At 76.1% G+C, this 21,349-nt stretch carries 11 protein-coding genes; 6 read left to right on the plus strand and 5 right to left on the minus strand.

Translation table 11 applies throughout. The features are described from left to right. Positions 1 to 105: 105 nt before the first annotated feature. Both ACFCX4_RS20240 and ACFCX4_RS20245 read right to left on the minus strand, forming a co-directional pair. Positions 106 to 1,428: a glycoside hydrolase family 18 protein gene (locus tag ACFCX4_RS20240; protein ID WP_376144296.1), complete on the minus strand. Its 1,323-nt coding sequence runs from the start codon at positions 1,426 to 1,428 to the stop codon at positions 106 to 108. A gap of 494 nt (positions 1,429 to 1,922) precedes the next feature. Then, positions 1,923 to 2,294, minus strand: coding sequence for a hypothetical protein (locus ACFCX4_RS20245; protein WP_376144298.1), 372 nt, complete (start codon positions 2,292 to 2,294; stop codon positions 1,923 to 1,925). Between the two features lie 377 nt (positions 2,295 to 2,671). On the opposite strand from ACFCX4_RS20245, the gene ACFCX4_RS20250 reads away from it, so the two are divergent. The 3 genes from ACFCX4_RS20250 (at position 2,672) to ACFCX4_RS20260 (ending at position 8,349) form a co-directional block, all read left to right on the plus strand. Beyond that, positions 2,672 to 5,269 carry an ABC transporter permease gene (locus ACFCX4_RS20250; RefSeq protein WP_376144300.1) on the plus strand — a complete coding sequence of 866 codons (2,598 nt, stop codon included), beginning with the start codon at positions 2,672 to 2,674 and terminating at the stop codon, positions 5,267 to 5,269. 300 nt (positions 5,270 to 5,569) lie between these two features. Continuing rightward, entirely contained in the window at positions 5,570 to 8,149 is a 2,580-nt protein-coding gene (locus ACFCX4_RS20255) for a hypothetical protein (protein WP_376144302.1), read from the plus strand. 35 nt (positions 8,150 to 8,184) lie between these two features. Beyond that, positions 8,185 to 8,349, plus strand: a complete 165-nt coding sequence (locus tag ACFCX4_RS20260; RefSeq protein ID WP_376144304.1) for a hypothetical protein — start codon at positions 8,185 to 8,187, stop codon at positions 8,347 to 8,349. A gap of 98 nt (positions 8,350 to 8,447) precedes the next feature. On the opposite strand, the gene ACFCX4_RS20265 is transcribed toward ACFCX4_RS20260, so the two are convergent. After that, positions 8,448 to 9,056 (minus strand): hypothetical protein, encoded by a 609-nt coding sequence (locus ACFCX4_RS20265; protein ID WP_376144305.1) that lies wholly within the window; start codon positions 9,054 to 9,056, stop codon positions 8,448 to 8,450. Positions 9,057 to 9,372: 316 nt separating this feature from the next. Next, positions 9,373 to 13,872, minus strand: coding sequence for a CHAT domain-containing protein (locus ACFCX4_RS20270; RefSeq protein ID WP_376144307.1), 4,500 nt, complete (start codon positions 13,870 to 13,872; stop codon positions 9,373 to 9,375). A 623-nt stretch (positions 13,873 to 14,495) separates the two neighbouring features. Here ACFCX4_RS20270 and ACFCX4_RS20275 point away from each other — a divergent pair. After that, positions 14,496 to 14,693 (plus strand): hypothetical protein, encoded by a 198-nt coding sequence (locus ACFCX4_RS20275; RefSeq protein ID WP_376144309.1) that lies wholly within the window; start codon positions 14,496 to 14,498, stop codon positions 14,691 to 14,693. Positions 14,694 to 14,853: 160 nt separating this feature from the next. On the opposite strand, the gene ACFCX4_RS20280 is transcribed toward ACFCX4_RS20275, so the two are convergent. After that, positions 14,854 to 15,309, minus strand: a complete 456-nt coding sequence (locus tag ACFCX4_RS20280; RefSeq protein WP_376144311.1) for a nuclear transport factor 2 family protein — start codon at positions 15,307 to 15,309, stop codon at positions 14,854 to 14,856. Between the two features lie 134 nt (positions 15,310 to 15,443). On the opposite strand from ACFCX4_RS20280, the gene ACFCX4_RS20285 reads away from it, so the two are divergent. Next, on the plus strand, positions 15,444 to 16,016 hold the full coding sequence (locus ACFCX4_RS20285) for a TetR/AcrR family transcriptional regulator (RefSeq protein ID WP_376144313.1): 573 nt from the start codon (positions 15,444 to 15,446) through the stop codon (positions 16,014 to 16,016). Positions 16,017 to 16,374: 358 nt separating this feature from the next. Further along, on the plus strand, positions 16,375 to 21,243 hold the full coding sequence (locus ACFCX4_RS20290; protein WP_376144315.1) for a GEVED domain-containing protein: 4,869 nt from the start codon (positions 16,375 to 16,377) through the stop codon (positions 21,241 to 21,243). Positions 21,244 to 21,349: the final 106 nt, after the last annotated feature.

Consider the following 21,349-nt stretch of genomic DNA (forward strand, 5'->3'; position numbering starts at 1 on the left):
TGTTCTTTTGCGGGGGGGGTGGTTTTTTTTTAACCCCCCCCCCGCGGGGGGGGGGGGGGCCGCCCCGCCCGCCGCCGGGTCATGACCGCGGGTCGGCTCCTCGGCCTACCGCCGCAGGCCGCGGTCCAGCGCGGCGATCAGCGAGCCCTGGGCGTCGTCCCCGTCCAGGGACCAGACCATCACCCCGCCGAGACCGTTCCGCTGGGTGTAGCGGGCCTTCTGGGTGGCGGTGGCCGGGTTGTCGTACGTCCAGAACTCGGTGCCGTCGTACTTCCAGGCCGCGCCGTACTCGCGGTCGGTGTGCACGGCGCCCGGCAGGTCCTTGATGGCCTTGTAGGGCAGCTGGCCGCCGCCGCGCGGGGACATGCCGGTGGCGGGCTGGTAGAGGCCGTTCCTCGGCCCGGCGGGCACTCCCGTCCAGCCGTAGCCCCACGACGGGACCCCGAGCACCGCCTTGCGGGGCGGCAGGCCGCCGGCCAGGTAGTGCCGGACCACCCGGTCCGCGCTGTAGCTGCTGCCGGGGCCGGAGGGGTCGGCCGGGTCCGTGTACAGGTTGGCCTGGTGGTTGGTCGGACCCTGCGGCTCCCAGGAGCCGTGCATGGTGTAAGTCATCAGGTTCAGGTAGTCCACGTGACGGGCGACCTTCCTCAGCTCCAGCCGGTCCGCCACGTCGGTGTTGGCGGCGACGGCGGCCGTCAGCAGGCGGCGCCCGCGCCCGCCGTCGCCCAGCGCGTCCAGCTGCCGCCGGAACTCGGCCAGCAGCAGGGTGAAGTTGCGGCCGTCCTCCGGGCGCACCGAGTTGTCCGGCAGACCGTCGCCGCCCGGGTGCTCCCAGTCGAGGTCGATGCCGTCGAAGACGCCCGCGCCGCTGCCCGGGCCGCCCTCCGGCGAGCCCAGCTGCGGCAGGTTGCCCTTGATGTAGAGGTCGACGCAGGAGGCCACGAACTTCTTGCGGGCGGCGTCGGTGGCGGCCACGTCCGAGAAGTACTTGGACCAGCCCCAGCCGCCGATCGAGATGACGGCCTTCAGGTGGGGGTTCTTCGCCTTCAGCTTCCGCAGCTGGTTGAAGCTGCCCTTCAGCGGCTGGTCCTCGGCGTCGGCGACGCCGTCCACCGCGTCGGCCGCCCCGATCGGGCGCTGGTAGTCGGCCCAGGCGTCGGCCTGGTCGGCGAGGTTGTCCTCGAAGCAGGTGCCCTCGGGGGAGATGTTGCCGAAGGCGTAGTTGATCACGGTCAGCTTCGCCGCCTGGCCCGAGTCCTGGACCTTCTTGGCGGAGAAGCCGCTGTAGGCACTCCACGCGGTGAAGTAGGCCACCCGGTGGCCGGGCAGCCGGTGGCGGTCGCCGTCATCGGCGTGAGCGGTCGCGGGGGCCGCGACGAGCGAGGCGAGCAGAGCCGTCGCCAGGAACGCGGAGGTGCGTCTGAACATACTGGTGGCCTTGTCTGAGTGGGGTCAGATGGTCTGTACCAATCGTGAGAAGAGATCTAGTCCATACCGGGGGCGGGCACAAGAGGGCTGGATCATGCGAAGTGGCCTGACGAACAGCAGAACTGTCGGAGCATCAGCCGACCGGGGATGCGCTCGTACGGCCCTGCGCAGACGGCCTGCACGCCGCGCAGTGCTGCGTCCTCGGCGGCCCGGTCGCGGGGACGGACCCGCGCCGTGCTCCGTGCGGCGGGCGCCGAGCCCGCCGGGACGACCGGCGGGGTACCGGCCCCCGAGGGTTCGGCGAGGCGTCGCACTCGGACGGGACGACGCGGGGCGCGACGGCGCGGGGCGGGACGGGCGGTCCGGGTCGGCGTGGGCGGAGCGGGGCGGAGACTGATCCGCACGCGCGCAGGAAGTCGGCGGGTCCGACTTCCTGCGCGCGGGTGGCCGCTGGAAGGGCCCGGGGCCCGGGGCCCGGGGTCGGAGGTCGGCGGTCAGGGATGCGGCGGCGCGTCGGTGGGGTGGTAGGCGGGATGGGTGTGGACGGGGGCCCGGTCCGGGGCGGCGAGGGCGCCGGCGAGGATGAGGCCCAAGCCGACGAGGTGGAAGGGGATGGTTGCCACCGAGACGATGCTGATCGCCAGCACGGGGTCGTCCCCGAAGAAGTTCGTGCCGCCGAGGGCCACCCCCACGGTGAAGACCAGGGGGCCCGGCGCCATGACGAGGCAGCCGATCATCGCCAGCCGGGCGTTGCGGCCGCGCCGGCGGAGGAACGTGCCCGCCACCACCGCACCGACCACGGGGGTGAGGACGGACAGCGCGGTGCTGGCGAGGCTGACGATTCCGAGAGTCTGAGTGTCGGTCACGGTGCTCCACGGTTGACGAGGAAGACGGAGACGGTCAGGGACGGTCGGGGACCGTAGCGGACCACGCAGGAGCGGGCCGCGCGGTTCCCGCCGGCGGGACACCGGGGAGGGACGTCCCGGAACGTTCACCTCGGAGAGTCCCGTCGACGGCCGGCCCGGTAGCGACCGGCGTCTGATTCCTTCGGGGGCGATGTACCTCCCGAGAAGGAGAGCGACGGTCCCGGCGTCCGCCGCCGGAGCGACCGCGAACACGACCTCGCGCCGATCGAACGGGCCCGGCCGGCCTTCTACGCTCGAAGCCGATCACCATTCCTCACCACCGGTGACCGGCGACGACGCGCCGGACGCACCGGCCGTGGACCCACAGACCGGGAACGATGACCACCTACCGCTACACCCTCGCCGAACTCCGCGGGCAGCTGCGCCGGTTCCTGCTCAGCGGAGCCGCGATCGCGCTCGGCGTCGCCTTCCTCATCGCCTCCGTGAGCGGCAGCGGCGCCCTCGTGGACTCGTTCGGCCAGACCGCCGCGGCCGAGGTCGGGCCCGGCGACGTCCAGATCACCCGCCCGGTCACCCGGGGCGGTGTGGACGCCGCCACCGCCGACCGGGTCCGCCGGGTGCCCGGGGTCGCCGCGATCGCGCCGCGCCTCACCGGCCGCGGCGGACTGCTGACCAGCGACGGACGCCCGCTCGACGAGGGTGCGGTGATCAGCTCGGTCGCCGCCGACCCGGGCCTGCGCTGGCAGTTGCTCGCCTCCGGGCGGTGGCCCGCCGGGCCCGGCGAGGTGGTGCTCGACGCCGGCACCGCGGAGCGGCTCGGCGTCCACCCCGGCGCGGAGGTCCGGCTCACCGGGGCCGACGGCACCCCCGCCACCGCCCGGCTGACCGGCACGCTGGACGGCCGCGGGGCGCCCAGCCTCGCCGGACACCCCGTCATCGGGGTCCCGGAGAGCGCGGTCGGCCGGTACACGCCCGGCGCCGTGGCCGCGCAGCTCGACGTCAGGCTCGCCCCCGACGCCTCCCGGCCCCGCACCGCCGAAGCCCTGCGGGTCGCGCTCCGCGACGGCGGCACGGGCAGCGGCGAGACCGGCGGCGGCAACGCGGGCAGCGGCGGTGCCGACGGAACCGAGGTGCGCACCCGGGAGGCCTCCGTCGAGGCCGCCACCCGAGGCAGTGGCGCCATGTACGGCATGGTGCTGGTCGCCGCGCTCTCCTTCGTCCTGATCGCGCTCGCGGTCGCCCGGATGGTCGTCGGCAACACCTTCTCCGTCCTGCTCGCCCAGCGCACCCGCCAGCTGGCGCTGCTGCGCTGCGTCGGCGCCGACCGCGGTCAGGTCCGCCGGCTGATCCGCCGTCAGGGCCTGTTGCTCGGCGCGGGCGCCTCCGTCGCCGGGGTGCTCCTCGGCATCGGGGTCTGCGCGGCCGGCCAGGCCGCGGCGGCGGTCGCCGACCTGGGACCGGTGCACCTCTCGTTCGCGCCCTCGCCGCTGGTCTGCGCCCTCGCCGCCCTGTTCGGCGTGCTGCTCACCCTGCTCGCGGTGCGCGGCCCGGCGAAGGCCGCCTCCGCCGTCCCGCCGATCGCCGCACTCGGCGGCGCCGGCCACGGCGCGCCGGTGGGCACCGTCGCCCGGGTCCGCGCCACGGTGTGGTCCGCGGTCCTGCTGGTGGCCGGCGGGGCCCTGGTCGTCCTGGGCGCGTTCGCCGCGCCGCCGCTCTCCCTGCTCGCCGTCACCGTCGGCTCGATCGCGAGCTTCTTCGGCGTCCTGCGGCTCGCCCACCGGCTGCTGCCCGCCGGCGTCGCGCTGCTGGGCGCCCCGGCCCGCCGCCTCGGCGGCACCGCGGGCCGGCTCGCCACCCAGCAGTTGCGCCTCAACCCGCTGCGCACCGGCGCCACCGGGTCCGCCCTGCTGCTCGGGGTCACCGTGATGGTCGGCGCGGTCACCACCCTGGAGATCACCTCCAACTCGCTGGTGCCGGCCGTCTCCGCCCACCAGCCCGGCGTGTTCTCGGTGACGAGCGCCGCAGACGGGGGCGTGCCCGCCGAAGCGCTCACGGCGCTCACCGGGGAGCGCACGCTCAGCGTCACGCCGGTCCGTTCGGCCAGCGTCCGGGTGGACGGCCGTGACACCCTCGTCGCCGCCGTGGACCCGGCCCGGCTCAAGCCCACCACCGACGACCTCGACCGGGCCCGCGCCCTCACCGACGGCACCGCGCTCGGCGGCCTCGTCGACGGCGGCCCGACCGTCACGGTGACCGCCCCGGCAGCCACCACCGCGGCGCCCGCTCCTGCCGGCACCACCGCTCCCCCGGCCCCCGCCGCCACCGTCCTGCGCATCGAACCCGGCCGCAGCGCGCTGCCGTTCGTCCTGGAGAGCGACGCCGCCCTGCTGGTCACCCCGGCCACCCTCGACCGGATCGCCCCGGGCGCGCCCGCCACCACGGTCTGGGTCGACCCCGCCTCCGGAACCGACCGCCCCGCCGCCCGCCGGGCCCTCGACCGCGCCCTCGCCGCCCACCCCCGGCTCACCGTCACCGACGCCGGCGCCCGGGCCGAGAGCCTGCGCTCGATGCTCGACCGGATGATGCTGATCTCGATGGCCCTCCTCGGATTCTCCGTCGTGATCGCCGGCCTCGGCGTCGCCGCCACCCTCGTCCTCAGCATCAGCGAACGCGCCCGCGAGATCGGCATGCTGCGCGCCATCGGGATGTCCCGCACCCAACTGCGCCGGATGCTCACCCTGGAGGCCCTGCTGCTCTCCCTCGCCGCGGCACTGCTCGGCACCTCCCTCGGCATCGGCTACGGCTGGGCCGCCGCCCGTTCGGTGACCGCCACCGTCGGCACGACGGGTGGCCCGCCGGTGCTCCTGGTCCTCGCCGCGCTGGGCCTGACCGTCCTCACCGGCCTCGCCGCCGCCGTGCTGCCGGCGCGCCGCGTCGGCAGGATGACCGCGGTCGCCGCCATGCGCAGCACGTAACGGGCGGGGGTCGGTCGGGGCGGTCGACGGCCCACCGCGACTCCTCGCCCCGCTGCGACTCCTCGCCCGGCTGCGGACGTGGAGCCGCCGCCGCGGAGGCGGCGGAAACAGCGACGCCCGCCACCACACCGCCAGGCCGGGCCGGGGCGGCGGGCAAGGCCGGCGGGCAGGCGGGCAGGCGGGGTAGACGGGGTAGACGGGCGGGAAGCACTCCGCACAGCCACCCGGTCCACACCAACCACCCCGGTATTCCGACCAGTTGTTTCTCCCCTGTCGGTGGTCGGTGATTTCATACGGGCCATGTATGACGATCTGTCCACGACCGCCCCGGCTCCGCGCCCCGAGGGCGTACCGGCCGAAGCCGAGTACATCGAAGCGTGGGACCTGCTCCAGGACGGCCCGCCGTGCCCCGCGTGGGGCGCCGGCGCGCGGGCCGGCGGCAGGCCGACCGGCCGGTGGCGGCTGTGGCGGCCCGACGGGAGCCCGTTGGAGGAGAGCGAGTGGCTGGACGGCACACGCCGGGGAACGCTGCTGCGCTACCGCCCGGACGGCACCCTCGCCGTCCGCGCCGAGCACCACGACGTACCCTCCGCCGCAACGGCCGGCGACCGCACCGAACGCCCCGCCCGCGCCCCGTTCTCCGCCGTGGCCTACCACCGCGGCGGCCGCGAGGTCGCCGTGTTCCCCAACGGTCAGGCCAAGCCGAGCCCGCTGATCGAGGCGGCCCGCGAGGGCGACGGCGCGTCGGTCGAACTGTTCCTCGCCGCCGGTCTGGGTGCCTCCCCGGGCGCCGCACGGCACGCCGCCTACGCGGGCCTGCCGGATCTGGCGCTGCGACTGCTGCGCCGGGACGCCGCAGGACCAACAGACCCGGCAGACCCAACAGACCTGGCAGGCCCGGCAGGCCCGGGAGACGGTCCCGGACGGGCCCGCGGGGCCGACCTGACCGAGGTGCGCGTCCCGCCCGCCGTACCGTCGGAGCGCGTGACCGACGGTGCCGTGTGGGTGGCGGGCCTGCTCGCGTACGTCGCCGGCGACCTCGACGAGGCGACCGGCGCGGCGACCGGGACGTGGCTGCGGTTCGACCAGGCGTGGCACACCACCACCGCCGCGGACGGGCCGAGCTACCACGCACCCGACAGCGTCTACCACGGCTACGCGGAGACCGACTTCACCGACGGCAGGCCGACGGAGCTCCGGACGTACCTCGGCTCCGGCACGCTCTACCGGGTCGATCGCTACCGGCCCGACGGCGGGCTGCTGGCGGAGCGCAGGTACGAGCGCGGCGTGCTCGACCGGGAGTGCGAGTGGCCGGCCGACGGCAGCGCGGTCCACCGGCGCTTCCACGGCAACGGAGCCGTCCGCGCCGAACGCACCGAACGCGACGGCGATCTCGTCGCCGAGCAGTGGTTCGACGCCGAAGGCACCCGGCTCGCCGAGGTCGCCCCCACCGGCGACGTCGGCGAGGAGGAGCCGGTCGAACGGTGGCGCTCGCTCGACCCGGACGGCGCGGTCGTCGCGGAGGGCCACGTCGAGAGCGGACGCCGCGGCGGGCCGGTCGGGCCCTGGCGGCTGTTCGACTCCGCGGGCACCGAGCTGGGGACCGTGTCGTTCACGGGGCTCGACCTCGCCCGCAACGAGTCCCTCGGTACGACGGCCCACACCCTGTACGCCTGGCGTTCGGCCCCGGAGCCCGCCGAACTCGACAGGTCCGGGGCGGTCGACTGGGAGCGGCTGGGGACGTTCTTCGGGCGTCCGGACACGGTGCCGTTCCTGCTCAAGGGGCTGACCGTCCCGCAGGCGTTCCCCCTGGCCCTGGCGCAGTTGTCGGAGATGCTGCTGCACCAGCACACCATCGCGGGGGCGACCGGGCCCGCGTTCCGGTTCCTGACCTCGCTGGCCGGCCGTCCCGGCGACAACGGCGCCCGGGCCGGCCTGCTGCAGCTGATGGCCGCCGTCGCGACCCGCGACGGGGACCTCGACGCCACCCAGCGGCTCAGGAGCATCATGGCCGACCTGCCCGCAGACGCCGGCGACCCCGGGCTGCACTTCGCCCACCACGGCGTCGAGTCCGCCTACCACGAGGTCTACGCCGCCCTCACCGCTGCCGTACCGACCTGGACCGGGCTGGCCGCCGACCCGGAGCCCGGGATCCGGCGCCGGGCCGTCGTCCTGCTCGCCGCGGCACCGGGCGAGGCGGCGGCACGGGCCCTGGGCGAGCGCCTCGCCGCCGAGCCCGCACCGCAGATCCGCGGGGAGATCCTGCTCGCTCTGGCGCTCCACGGGACCCCCTCGGAAGCGGAAGGGGAACGGAGTGCGGATGCGGACGCGGACGCGGACGCCGAGCCCGACACCCGGCGGGCGCTGGAGCGGCACCTGACCGACGACGACCCACTGCTGCGCTTCTGCGCCGCCCTGAGCTGGGTGCGCCGGGGGCACTCCCCCGCCGACCCGGCCGCCCGGATCCTCGTCGAGGTACTCCGGGGCGACCTGGACCCGTCCGGCTACGACGGCCTCTACCTCGGTTCGGGCGACCGGTCCACCGACACGGTGACCGCCCTGGCCCTCCTCCCCACCGACCGGGCGGAACCCCTGCTGGACGAACTGTGCGCCACCCTGGACGAGGTCAGCGCCGTCGACGCCGTCCTCGTCGCCAACGCCCTGCTCGACATCGTCTTCCCGACGGAGGCCTACGACGACGCCGAACCGCTCACCGACGCCCAGCGCACCGTGATCCGCGCCATCGCCGACAGCACCGGGGCCTGGGTGTTCAGGGCCGACCTGCGCGAGGTGCTGCGCTTCAACGGCCTGCCGTGCGACGCCGACCGGCTGCGGACACTCGCCGACGCCGCCCCGGCCGAGCCCGCCGTGACACCGTAGCCACCGGGCACCGACCACTGGGCTTCCTGCCGGGCGTGGCGGCCGACCTGGTCGGGCTCGCCCGCCTCGCGGCCCGGCAGGACCGCCGGGAGGACGCCGCCGCGCTCCTCGCCGGGGCCACCGAACTCGCCGGGGCGGCCGGGGCCCACGGCATCCTGCGGCAGGTCACCGGTGCCCGCAACGAGCTGGCGCTCCCCTGAGCGTCCCGCTCCCGAACCCCCGCTCCCGAACCCCCGTCCCGCGTCGCCCTCCGGTCGGCGCCGACTCCTGTCGGACTCCCCCGGCACCCCCGGGGCCGTCAGGGCGCGTCCGGAGCCGCCGGGGGCGGAGCGGCGGAGATCCCCAGGTCCCTGCGCATGGTGACCCGGAGCCGCGCGAGGTGGGTCCAGCAGGTCTCGATGGCGCCGACGGCGGTGGCGAGGCTCTCGTCCCGGTCCGTCGGACCGACGGGGCCCGCCTGGCCGGCGCTGCCGTGGGCGAGGCGTTTCAGGATGCCGTACACGGTGCTCAGGCTGCGGTTGGCCCGGGTGACCTCGGCGAGCACCCGGTCCGGGACGGCCATCTGGGCCTCCGCGTAGCAGTTCCGGTACTCGACGCGCAGCGCCTCCATCGTGGCCAGCTCGGGACCGGCGGTGGCCGGGTCGCGGCGCAGCGCGTGCATGGCGTCGTTGAGCGCGCTGAGGAACTGGCGCGCGGCGATGTTGTACGCCGTGTAGCCGGCGCGGCGTTCGGCGAGGTCGACGGTGCGGCGCTGCTCCGCCGCCTCCTCCCGCCGGAGCCGATCGGTCAGTTCGCGCTCCTCGCGGCGGAGGGCGTCGCTCCGGCGCTGCGTCAGCAGGGCGGAGGCGAGCGTGCCGGCCACGCCGACGACGGCGACCAGCAGTGCGGTGAGGCTCGTGATGTCCATCAACATCCTCGGTCGGGGCGGTTCGGTGGCTCCGGTGGCGCGTGGCGCGGTCGCCCTCGCTCCGGTGGCGCTTGTTCGGGTGGGTCCCTGTTCGGGTGGTCGTTGTTCGGGTGGTCGTTGTTCGGGCGGTCGTTGTTCGGGCGGTCGTTGTTCGGGTGCCGATTCTCCCGGTGGCGCTCGCCACCCCGTCGGTCACCCCCGGCGCAGGCCCTCGCCGTCCGGCGAGGCGGGCACCGGTCGGCCCCCGCGGAGCCACGGCCGGCCCGCCGGCCGCTCCGATGTCAGTTCCGTTCGCTTTCCGCCAGTTGTCGTTGTGTCAGTTGCCCTGGTGGACGAAGGCCGCCCACACGTCGAGGGCGTCCGGGGTGTGCCGGGCCAGGGCGACGAGTTCCGGCGGCGTGCCGGCCGGCAGCCGGCGGTCCGGGTCCAGGGCCCACAGCTGGGTGTTGCGCAACGCGTCGGCGGGCGGGTCCCCGGCGGCGAGGCAGCCGTGGAAGACGTACATCAGCACGCACACCATCTCGTCCACCACCTCCCACCGCGAGCCGACGACCCCCGTCGCCCCGGCCGCGAGGAAGGCGCTGGAGAGGGTCAGCGCCTCGTCGGGGTCTCCCGCGGTGTGGTCGCTGACGCAGGCGTCGAGGACCACCAGCCCGCCCGGCGATCCCGCCGGGCGGCCCTGGGCCTGGCGCAGGATGTCGCCGACCGGCAGCCGGCCGGCCGGGTCGCCGGCGCGCGGATCGGGCGCGAGGCCCAGGTGGGCGTCCAGCGGCGACGCTCCGGACGGCAGCGCGTGACAGGCCAGGTGGAGGACGGACGCCCCGGGCCGTCCGGGGGCGGGCAGCGCGGCCAGCACCTCGGCCGGAGTGCCCGCGCCCGCCGCGTCCTCGACGTAACCGAGCAGCGTGCCGTGCGGGTAGTAGTCGGCGTGCAGGTACTCGGCCTCGGCCTCGGCGAACATCAGTTCCCGGGTGGGGTCGCCGACGATCACCGGCCGCTCGGCGAGCGGCAGCCTGGGCCGCCGGACCACCTCGCAGAACTGCCGCGCCGACGCCGCGTAGGAGATCACCGCCCGTTCCACGGCCCGGACGGGCCGGCCACCGCTGCGCAGTCCGCTGTCGACCAGCGCCGCGTGCCAGGGCACGGCGCTCAGCTCGCCGAACGGCACCAGTACCAGCCGGGGCGGACCGGCGGACGTGCGGCGGGCCGCCTGCCGCAGGGCGGGGTGGCGCAGCAGCGGGCGCATCACGGTGGGGCCGGCCCAGTCGCAGAGTTCGGCGAGGGCGGCCTGCCAGCGGCGGCGGGCGGCGACCCGCTCCGGGTGACGGGGCGGCAGGGTCCCCAGGGTGGCCTGTCGGTAGAGGTGCGCCTGCCGGTAGGAGGTCAGCGGGCCGTGCCCACCGAGCGCTTCGGAGCTGACGAGGGTGAGCGGCAGCAGGTGGACGGCGCCGCTCACCGCGCCGTCCGCCGTGTCCTCCGCCCCGTCGTGCTGCGGGACGGCGGTGATCAGCAGTGCCTGGGCGCTGCGGTCGGCCCCCGGCGGCAGCAGGTAGACCAGGGCGTCCGCGCCGGCCGCGGCCAGGCTCCGGGCGATCTCCTCGACCGGGGGCGAGGCCACCAGCGGCGCCCCGACCGGGGAGGCGGCGAGGGCCGTGAGCGCGCGGCGGCGCAGGTCGTCCGGCATGGGGACGTCGGCGCCGCCGGGCAGGGTGGCGAGCAGGGTGCCGGGCAGCGCGAGCGGCGTGTCGAAGCCGGCCGCCGCGGCGGCCCCGTGCGTGCCCGGCTCACCGCCCGCCGACCAGGCGTCGGCGAGGTCGGGGTGTCCGGCGGAGCGCAGCAGGTCCGGGACGTCGGTGGTGGCGGTGGAGGCGTGCAGGACCAGACCCCGGCCCAGCTCCAGCGCCTCGACGGCGGAGCGCAGGTACGGCTCCGCGCCGGGACCGTCCGGTTCGTCGGGGAAGTCCGGAGCACCGAGGCCGTTCGGGTCGTCCGGGTGAGCGGGGACCTCGGGACCACCCGGGCCCTTCGGGTCGTCCCGGCTGCCGCGACCGCCCCGGCCATCCGGCTGTTCCATGCCGTCCCGGCCGTCCCGACCGCCCCGGGCACCTCGACCGGCCCGCCCCCGCGGACGTCCGGCGGGGTCCGGTGCCTCCCCCGCTTCCGCTTCCGCCGCCTCTTCGGCGTCGGTGAGGTACCAGTGCGCGAGGCGCAGCGCGTCGGCCGCGCTCTGCCGGGCCATCGCGAGCGCCGGAGCCGCCGCGGCCTGCAGCAGCGTGGCGGCGGCCATCTCCCGCAGCGCGGCCCGTCCGTACCCGCGCCCGGCCCGCCGGTCGCCCGGTCCGAGCCGGGCGCGGTGGACCGTCGCGAGGAGGCCGCTCACCCCGGCCAGCACCCGGGTGGGCGTCAGGTGCCGGAGCCGTTCGCGGACGGCGCCGGCCGTCGCCAGCGCGTCGGCGGCGTCGGCCGGCCGGCGTGCGTGCTGGTAGCGCCGCAGCAGCAGGTGGGCCCGCTGGATCCGGGCGCGGGAGCCCTCCAGCCCGGCCGGGTCGGCGCCGGCGAGGAAGTCGTCGAGGTACGCCAGGGCGACACCGGCGGTGTGCTCGGAGAACGGCGGTCCCTCGGCGACCAGCACCAGCGCGCCCGCGGCCCGCATGGTCAGCAAGGCCTTGTGCAGGTGCCCGGCCGGGGTCCGGGCCGCCGCCTCCGTCATCAGCCGCACGGGCTCCGCCAGCAGCTCCGGCGCGTCCCGGGCCGCCGGGGCAGCGTGGACGAACATCACCGCGCCCAGGTCGCCGAGGGCCATCAGCCGCATCGGGTCGTCCTCGGCCATCGCCTCGACCAGCGGCCGCAACGCGGTCACCACCCGGCCGGTCCGCGCCCGGTCACCGAGCGCCATGGCCTCCTGGAACTCCAGCAGCAGCCGGTTCCGTTCGTGGACCGGCCGCTGGGCCGCGAGGATTCGTGCCGTGCCGGTGTGCCCGTCCTCCGGCAGGAAGGCCAGGACCTCGTCGAGGTAGCGCCGGGAGGCCTCCAGGTCCTGGTGGTCGCCGCCCGCGAGGTAGCGCTGGTAGAGGCTGACCGCCAGGTTCTCCAGGTAGACCACCCGGTTGAGGTCGTCGGACGCCGCCCGCCGGAACGCGGCGCGCTGGTGGCGGATCGCCTCGTCGAGGTCGCCGACGGTGTTGGTGAGCGCGAACCGCTTGCTGAGCGCGGCGGCCATCGAGCCGTGCAGGTCCCCCTCCGCCTGCCGGGTGCCCGGGGACGTCGCGCGGGCGTCGTCCAGCAGACCGATCACCTGCTCCAGCCCGTCCCGGTCGGTGGAGTACACGTCCCTGGCGATGGAGGCGTCCGCGAGGTGGTTGAGCACCTCCGCGCGCGAGACGCCGTGTTCCTCCGCCGCCATGGTCCCGGCGGCCCGGGTGAGGTGGTGCACGGCCTCCGCCACGGGGTAGTTCGCGGGCTCGTGCCGGGAGAGCGCGTGGATCAGGGAGCCGAGCACGGCGTGCGAGGCGGGTCGAACCGAGTGGTCCTGCGCCATGCCGGCGAGGCTTTCGCGCAGCACCTCCGCCGCCTCGCGGGCCTCGTCGGTGGCGGCGTACCGGTCGTACAGGCCCAGCCGGACGAGGGTGTTGCCGAGCCACCAGCGCGCGGTGCCGCCGTCCGGGTGGTCGGGCGGGAGGAGGCGGCGCAGGTCGCGCAGGCGGGCCAGCCGGTGGGCGGCGTCCCCGGGGCGGACGGCGTCGCCGCCCCGGGACCAGTAGAGCTCGACCAGGTGGAGGGCGGCGTGCAGCCGGTGGGGGGAGTCGGGGGCGGTGCCGGCCGCGACCGCCTCCAGGTGGGCGATCGCGCGGTCGGCGCGCGCCGCCTTCTCATCCTCGCCCTCGCCCTCGTCCTCCCCTTCGCCGGCGCCTTCACCGTTGCCGTTGCCGTTGCCGCCCGGGGGCTCCAGCAGCAGCCGTGCGAGGCGCTCGCGGACCTCCAGTTCGAGCGGTTCGGCGAGGTCGGCGGGCCCCGGCTCGACGTCCGGCCCCGGCCGGTGCGGCGCGCCGTCGGGCCCGCGCCACGGTGCCGCGCCGAGGCGGTCCAGGACGCCCTCAAGCACCGCCTCGGCGGACGCGCGGTCGCCGGGCCGGCCGACGCGGTCGGCACGGCCGGCTCGGTCGGCTCGGTCGGCCAGGGCGCAGCCGAGCGTGGCGAGGAGGCCGGGATCCTGCTCCTCGTACCCGGCCCGTTCCCCCTCGGGTGGATCGTCCCCGGTCGGTGTCGCCCGCCAGGGGCCGGGCGGCACCGGGACGGGGCAGGCGAGCCGCAGGGCCTCGACCGCCCGGTCGAGGTCGTCCGGGCGGGCAGCCGGGTCGGTGACGCCGGCGGTCGCACCGTCCTCGAAGCGCGCGTGCAGCAGCAGGCCGAGCCGAGCCGCCACGGCCGGCCGTTCCGCCGCGTCCGGGCCGAAGGTCGCCATCGTGAACGCCAACAGCTCGACGGCGTCGGCCCGTTCGGCCAGCACACCGGCGCGGATCGCGTCGTCCTCGGTGAACTCCGGCTGCTCCAGGGCCCGCCAGTAGCGGACGGAGAGCGTCACGCCCAGCAGGAACCGCACCTCCGCGAGCAGTTCGGCGAGCAGTTCCGGCGCCACCGCCGGACCGGCGTCCTCCAGCAGGGTGCGCGCCGCGGCGAACGCGGTGAGCGCCCCGGACAGCGCGAGTCCGGCCCGCCGCGGATCGGGGGCCGCGTCGTGCTCGTCCAGCAACCGCCGCCCCCGCGCGACCAGTGCCCCGGCCTCGTCCCGCACCGCCACCGGGTCTCCCTCCCCCACGGCCGCCCCTTGCCCCGCCCGGGGCAGACAACCGCACCGCCCGCCGGGCGTCAAACCCCCTCACCGCCCAACGGTACCGACCGCCCGGCCGCACCCCGCCGAAGACCCCGGGCGCCCACCACCCCGCGCCGTCACCGTGCGGGGGCGAACCCCGGAGGTGCCCCGAGGGCTGCCCCGGCCACGGGCCGGGCCGATGACTTCCTCCGTTTTCGAGAGCGGGGACGTCGCCGGCCCCTGGGACAACACGGCCCCGATTCACAGCGTTAAGCAATATCGATGCGATATCGTCCGGCGCGGCGCGGCACGTCCAATACTCTCAAGTTTTCAGGGCGGGGAAAGGAACAAGAATTCCTTCCGCCCGATGAACGACCACCAGAACGCCCCGACCTGCACCATCGCTTGCTCCTGGGGATCAGGCCAAAGAGCAACCCTTGATGCTTCGAGGCCCGGAGGGATGGCGTTCCGAGCCTCTCACCCGCACCAAATATGCGCACAGACCTGCGCGTTTGATGGAGCGTCACACCGGAAGGTACTCTCACCGGAAGCGAGTGCGGACCACCCCCTGCCAGGAGTGGCCCGCATTTCCTCGCTGCCCCTTGGAAAGAGCCGGAAGAGGTTCCATCATGACACATCAGCGCCGTCCCCTCCCGTCCGCCGGAGGCGGCGACCGCCCCGTCACATGGCGGGACATCGCGGTCCACGGCCACGGGCTGCTCACGACCGCGTCCCTGCACCTCCAGGTCGGCTGGCCGACCCGGACCGCCGCCGCCGTCGGCCTGACCGGCCCGGTCCTGTGGGAGCTGCTGCGCCGCCGACGCTGACGGCGCGGAAGCCGGCAGCGGAAACAGGCAACCGGATCGGCCCCCTCGCCCCCGGCCTCCCCCCGGACAGCCGGGGGCGAGGTGCCGCTCGGATCAGGACCGGCGCTTCGATCAGCGGCACCCGGGCGGCGGGGCCGGGGCGGGAGGGCGGGCGGTCCGGCTACGAGGGGGCGTCCTGGCGCTCCTCGGGCGTCGGAACGAGGTTGGGCAGGGTGCCGAGCAGGCCTGCGAGGGCCAGGTGGTCGTGGAAGTCCCGGCTGTGCACGACGAGGCCGTCGCGCACGCGCAGCACCTGGATGTTGGCGGCCGTGATCTCCCGCCCGGTGGTGCGGTGGCGGACCAGGTAGTCCCACTCGGCGACGACCACCTCGGGGTCGTCGGTGCCGCGCACCACGACGTTGCGGGCGGCCAGTTCGAGCGGCGAGTGCTCGCCGACGGCGAGGAACCGTTCGCGCAGGGCCGCCCGCCCCTCGATGCGGCGCGGTCCGAGCGGCTCGAACACCGCCTCCACCACGGCGCCCTCGGCGTAGAGCGCGTCGAGTTCCGCGAACCGCCGGCCGGTGATGCCGTCGAGCAGTGCGTGGAAAACCTCGCGCGGCGAGCGCGTTTCGGACATGATCAACCCCCAGCACGACACGTCGCCAGAACCGGACCAGCGACTCCGCTTCAGAAGATACGGACTCACCGATCCGGTTGTCCAGGGGTCGGCGACTCGTCGTTCCGGCCTGCGGAGCAAGGGAGTTGAGAGACATGAGCGGCATTCGGGAACGCCCGCTGCGGGCGGACGCCGCCCGCAACCGGGCCAGGCTGCTGGAGGCCGCCACCGAGGTGTTCACCACCCGGGGCGTCGGGGTGCCGACCGAGGAGATCGCGCGTGCCGCCGGAGTCGGGGTGGGCACGCTGTTCCGGCACTTCCCCAGCAAGGAGGCCCTGTTGGAGGCGGTGATGGTCCGTCGGCTGGAGAGCGTCGCGGCCCGGGCGGAGCAGGTGGCCGCCGCGTCCGAGCCCGCCGGGGCCCTGTTCGACTGCTTCCGGCTGATCGTCGAACAGTCCGCGGGCAAGAGCGCCTTCACCCAGGCCCTCGCGGCGGCCGGCGTGGACGTCCACGCCTCGCTGCGCGGGCCCTCGGCGGCGATCCGCGAACTGCTGGCCGGCCTCCTGGAACGGGCGCAGCAGGCCGGGGTGGTCCGGTCGGAGCTGACGCTGCCCGAACTGCTCGCCCTGCTGGTCGGCGCCGGTGCCGCCGTGGAGCAGCTCGGCCCGGACCCGGCCGGGCGGGAGCGCGTGTTCGAGGTGTTCCTCACCGGTCTGCGTCCGCGCTGACGCCGGGCCGGCGGGGCGCCCGGTCGGCCGGACCGCAGGCCGGACGGGCGGGCGCGAGGGCCGAACGGGCGGGCGGGCGCGAGGGCCGAACGGGCGGGCGGGCGCGAGGGCCGAACGGCGGGTGCGGCTGCGCCCGTTCAGGGGATTCCCCCCGCGTTGCTCCGGACGGGCGTTCGCCCCCGGTGGCAGCGTCGCTGCCGGTGGACGGGCCGTGCGCCCGGGCGGGCCCCGGTCGTCCGGGCACACCGCCCCGCGGCCGTCGCCGATCCCGATGGCGCGTCCGACCGACAGGTGGTAGAGCTGCATGTCCCGCACCCGCAGACCGACCCGCGGCACCCACGACAGACCTCCCGGACGCGTGGGACGTGCAGGACGTTCGCGGCGCACGGGACGTCCGTTCGCCCGCCCCCTGGCCGCCCTGCTCGCCGCGCTCGCCGTCGTCCTCGGGGCGGCGCCCGCGCTCGCCTACGAGGCGCCGAGCGGCCCGGGGACGGGCACGCCCGGGTTCGGCGGCTCCCGGAACATCCCGTTCCCCTCGGGGATGTCGGTCCGGGCGGCGGTCTCCGGCAACATCGAGGTGCAGAGCGGCCTCACCCTGAGCTCCATCGGGAACCCGGCCGCCTCCCACTACCAGCCCGAGGTGGACCCGGCCAGGGCCTACGCGATCCAGGTGCGGACGCTGCCGCTGCAGAACTGCCCGGCCGACTCCGTCTGCCCGGCGGGCACGGTGACCGTCACCTTCAAGCACCCCGTGCGCGACCCGGTGCTCAACCTCGCCGGTCTGGGCGCCGGGGTCAACGGCGCCGGCCTCACCTCCGGCACCTTCTCCCAGCTGACCCTCACCGGCTCCGACCGGCCCGTCGAGGTCGGCCGCGCCGACCCGGGCGCCACCCTGCTGGTCGCCGGGCGCACGATCCGGCCCCGCAGCGGCGCCGCGCAGGCGAACTGCCAGGACGCCAACACCTCGCTGCGGGCGGGCTGCGGCAGCGTGCCACTGCTGGGCACGGTCACCTCGCTGACCTTCTCCGTCGACTTCGTCACCCAGGCCGTCGCGGTGCCGCCGAACGCCGAGACCAACGGCCGCGACGACTGGGCGCTCTCCGCCCTCGTCCAGAACGACTGCTCCAACGCGCCCGCCTCCTACGGCAGCGCCTCCCACGTCATCGGCGACCTGACGCTCGGCCCGGACGCCACCGAGGACCTGCCCGGCACCGCGATCACCCGGGCCTGCCGGGTGGACGGCGACGAGAACGACCTGAACCCCGCCTTCGGCACCCTCACCGCCGGCACGGCCGGGCGGCCGTACTCGCTGACCGTCCCGGTGTCGGGTGCCGGGACGGCGGCCCGCGCGGCGGCGTGGATCGACTTCGACCGCGACGGCACCTTCTCCGCGGCGGAGCTGGCCACCGTGACGGTGCCGCCCGGCGGGACCTCCGCGACCTTCACCTGGACGGTACCGCCCGGGGTGGTGCCCGGGCCGACGTGGAGCCGCTTCCGGCTGGGCTTCGACCAGGCGCAGGTGGACTCCCCGACCGGCATGGCCGACTCCGGCGAGGTCGAGGACTGGCCGCTGACCATCGCCCCGGCGCCCTCGCTGACCCTGACCAAGGCGGCCGACCCGGTGGCCGTCGGCCGGGCCGGCGACCGGATCGTCTACACCTACACCGTCACCAACAGCGGCACCTTCCCGATCACCGACCCGGTGGTCGACGAGACCTCGTTCTCCGGTACCGGCACGGCCCCGCGGCCCGTCTGCCCGGCCGACACCCTCGCCCCGGGCGCCTCGACGACCTGCACCGCGGCGTACGACGCGACCCAGGCCGACGTGGACGCCGGGCGGATCGACAACACCGCCGTGGCCACCGGCACCCCGCCGCCGGGCATGAACCCACCGGTCTCGCCCGAGGCCTCCGCCACCGTCACCGCGGCGGCCCGACCGGACCTCGGCCTGCGCAAGACGGCGGCCGAGACCGGGCCGCTCCAGGTCGGCCAGGTGCTGCACTACTCCTTCGAGGTCACCAACACCGGCAACGTCACCCTCACCGGCGTCACCGTCGACGAGACCGCGTTCACCGGCAGCGGCACCGTGTCGCCGGTCGTCTGCCCGCCCGGAGCCGCCTCGCTCGCCCCGGGTGCGGTGATCACCTGCACCGCCGGGTACACCGTCACCCAGGCCGACGTGAACGGCGGCTCGGTCGAGAACACCGCCACCGCGACCGGCACTCCGCCCGGCGGCGGCCGGACCGTGTCCGACCCGTCGTCCACCGCCGTGCCGTTCGTCCCCCGGCCCTCGCTGGACGTCGACAAGCGGGCGGACCGGCAGCGGCTGACCGTCGGCGAGACCCTCACCTACACCTACGAGGTGACCAACACCGGCAACGTCACCCTCACCGGGATCACCGTCACCGAGGGCGCGTTCACCGGATCAGCGCCGCTGCCCCCGGTCACCTGCCCGAACGCGCCGGTCACGCTGGAGCCCGGCCGCTCGGTCGGCTGCACCGCGGCCTACGTCGTCACCCAGGCCGACGTGGACGCCGGGCGGATCGACAACGCCGCCACCGCCACCGGCACCCCGCCCGGCGGCACCCCCGTCACCTCTCCCCCGGGCACCACCACCGTCACCGCGGACCGCGAACCGGCAATGACGGTGGTCAAGTCCGCGGACCGGGAGCGGCTCGTCGCCGGGGAGAGCGTCACCTACACCTACACGGTCACCAACACCGGCAACGTCACGCTCACCGCCGTCGCCGTCGCCGAGACCGAGTGGACCGGCTCCGGACCGGCGCCGCGGGCCGACTGTCCGGCCGGTCCGCTGGCCCCCGGCGCCTCCGTCACCTGCACCGCCCGCTACACCGTCACCCAGCAGGACGCGGACCGCGGCACCCTGCGCAACTCGGCGACCGCCACCGGCGTCCCGCCCGGCGGCGGCACCCCCGTCACCAGCCCGCCGTCCTCGGTGGTCCTGCCGCACGAGTCACGGCCGGCGCTCGGCCTGCAGAAGAGGGCCGACCCCTCGGTCGTCCGCGCGGCCGGCGAGCAGGTGGTCTACACCTTCCTCGTCACCAACACCGGCAACGTCACCCTCACCGACGTGACGGTGACCGAGACCGCGTTCACCGGCGGCGGCGAGGCACCGGAGATCGGCTGCCCCGACGATCCGCTGCCCCCGGGCGCCGTGGTCGCCTGCACCGCGCACTACGCCGTCACCCAGGCGGACGTGGACGCGGGGACCGTCCGCAACGCCGCCACCGCCACCGCCGCCCCGCCGCCCGGGCTGGGCCGGCCGGTCTCCCCCGAGGTCTCGGCCACCGTCACGGCGCCGCCGCGCCCCCATCTGACGCTGCGCAAGACGGCCGCCGGGACCGGGCCCCTCCAGGCCGGCCAGGTGCTGCACTACTCCTTCGAGCTCACCAACAACGGCAATGTGACACTGGCCCCGGTGCGGGTCGACGAGGGCGTGTTCACCGGCAGCGGCACCCTCTCGCCGGTCGTCTGCCCGGACGGCGCCGCCTCGCTCGCCCCGGGCGCGGTGATCACCTGCACCGCCGAGTACACCGTGACCCAGACCGACGTGAACGGCGGCCTGGTCGAGAACACCGCGACCGCCACCGGCACCCCGCCCGGCGGCGGCACACCCGTCACCTCTCCCCCCGGCGCCGTCACGGTGCCGTTCGTGCCCCGGCCGTCGCTGGTGGTCGAGAAGAGCGCCGACCGGCAGCACCTGGTCGCCGGGGAGACCGTCACCTACTCCTACCTGGTGACCAACACCGGCAACACCACCCTCACCGGGATCACCGTCACCGAGGGCGCGTTCAGCGGCTCCGGGCGGCTCTCCGCCGTCTCCTGTCCCGACGGCGCCGTCTCGCTGGACCCCGGACGCGTCGTCACCTGCACGGCGACCTACGTCGTCACCCAGGCCGACGTGGACGCCGGGCGGATCGACAACGCCGCCACCGCCGGCGGCACCCCGCCCGGCGGCACACCCGTCACCTCTCCCCCGGGCGGCACCAGCGTCACCACCGAGCCGAGGCCCGCGCTGACCGTCGTCAAGTCCGCGGACCGGGAGCGGCTGGTCGTCGGGCAGACCGTCACCTACACGTACGCGGTGACCAACACCGGCAATGTGACGCTCACCGGCATCACCGTCGACGAGACCGCGTGGACGGGTTCCGGGCCGGCGCCGCGGGTGGGCTGCCCGGAGGCGGCGGGCTCGCTCGCCCCCGGCGCCCAGGTGCTCTGCACGGCGACGTACGTGGTCACCCAGGCCGACGCCGACCGCGGGACCGTCCGCAACACCGCGACCGCCACCGGCACTCCGCCCGGCCGCGGCACCCCCGTCACCAGCCCGCCGTCGACCGCGACCGTGCCGCACGAGTCGCGGCCGGCCCTCGTCCTGGAGAAGACGGCCGCCCCGGCGAGCGTCGGCCGGGCCGGCGAGCAGGTCGTCTACACCTACACGATCACCAACACGGGCAACGTGACGCTCACCGGGGTGGGGGTGACCGAGACCGCCTTCACGGGCACCGGCGGGCGCGCGCCGGTCGTCTGCCGTCCGGCCGACGAGGACGGCCTCCGGCCGGGGCAGCAACTGCTCTGCAGCACCGCCTACGTGGTCACCCAGGCGGACGTGGACGCGGGCGCGTTCCGCAACACGGCCGTCGCGACCGGCACCCCGCCCGGCGGCGGGAGCGTCACCAGCCCGCCCTCGACCGCCGACGTCACCGGCGTGCCGGCGCCCGGGCTGAGCCTCGTCAAGAGCGCCGACCGCGCCTCGGCGGCGGTGGGCGAGGACGTCACCTACGCGTTCACGCTCACCAACACCGGCAACGTCACCCTCACCGGGGTCACCGTCACCGAGAGCGCGTTCAACGGTTCCGGGGCGCTCTCCCCGGTCTCCTGCCCGGCCGGCAGCCTCGGCGTCGGCGAACGGCTCGTCTGCACCGCCGGCTACCGGGTCACCTCCGGGGACGCCGCGCGCGGCGCCCTGGACAACACGGCCACCGCGGCCGGCACGCCCCCGGGCGGTGGCCGGCCCGCCACCGCGCCGCCGTCCACGGCCACCGTGACCGTCCGGCCCGGCCCCCTGCCCGCTCCGCCGTCCGCCCCCGGCGTCCTGCCCCACACCGGCGCCACCGCCCTCGGCACCGCGGCCGCGGGCACCGCCTCCCTCCTCGCCGGCGGCAGCCTGACCCTCCTCACCGCCCGCCGGCGACGCCGCCGGCCGTAGGCGCCGGCCCTGGGCGCCGACCCTCCCCCGGCATCACCGAGGCCTCCACGGCGGGGCGCGGCGGGGCACACGGCGGGGGGCCCCCCCCCCCCCCGGGGGGCCCCCC

This window comes from Kitasatospora sp. NPDC056327 (assembly GCF_042261735.1).
Lineage (GTDB): Bacteria > Actinomycetota > Actinomycetes > Streptomycetales > Streptomycetaceae > Kitasatospora.

Excerpts from the sequence above, each read along its gene's own strand:
- ACFCX4_RS20280 (WP_376144311.1), bottom strand. The coding sequence starts at position 15,309 with ATGTCCGAAACGCGCTCGCCGCGCGAGGTTTTCCACGCACTGCTCGAC.
- ACFCX4_RS20255 (WP_376144302.1), top strand. The coding sequence starts at position 5,570 with ATGTATGACGATCTGTCCACGACCGCCCCGGCTCCGCGCCCCGAGGGC.
- ACFCX4_RS20265 (WP_376144305.1), bottom strand. The coding sequence starts at position 9,056 with ATGGACATCACGAGCCTCACCGCACTGCTGGTCGCCGTCGTCGGCGTG.
- ACFCX4_RS20285 (WP_376144313.1), top strand. The coding sequence starts at position 15,444 with ATGAGCGGCATTCGGGAACGCCCGCTGCGGGCGGACGCCGCCCGCAAC.
- ACFCX4_RS20250 (WP_376144300.1), top strand. The coding sequence starts at position 2,672 with ATGACCACCTACCGCTACACCCTCGCCGAACTCCGCGGGCAGCTGCGC.
- ACFCX4_RS20240 (WP_376144296.1), bottom strand. The coding sequence starts at position 1,428 with ATGTTCAGACGCACCTCCGCGTTCCTGGCGACGGCTCTGCTCGCCTCG.
- ACFCX4_RS20275 (WP_376144309.1), top strand. The coding sequence starts at position 14,496 with ATGACACATCAGCGCCGTCCCCTCCCGTCCGCCGGAGGCGGCGACCGC.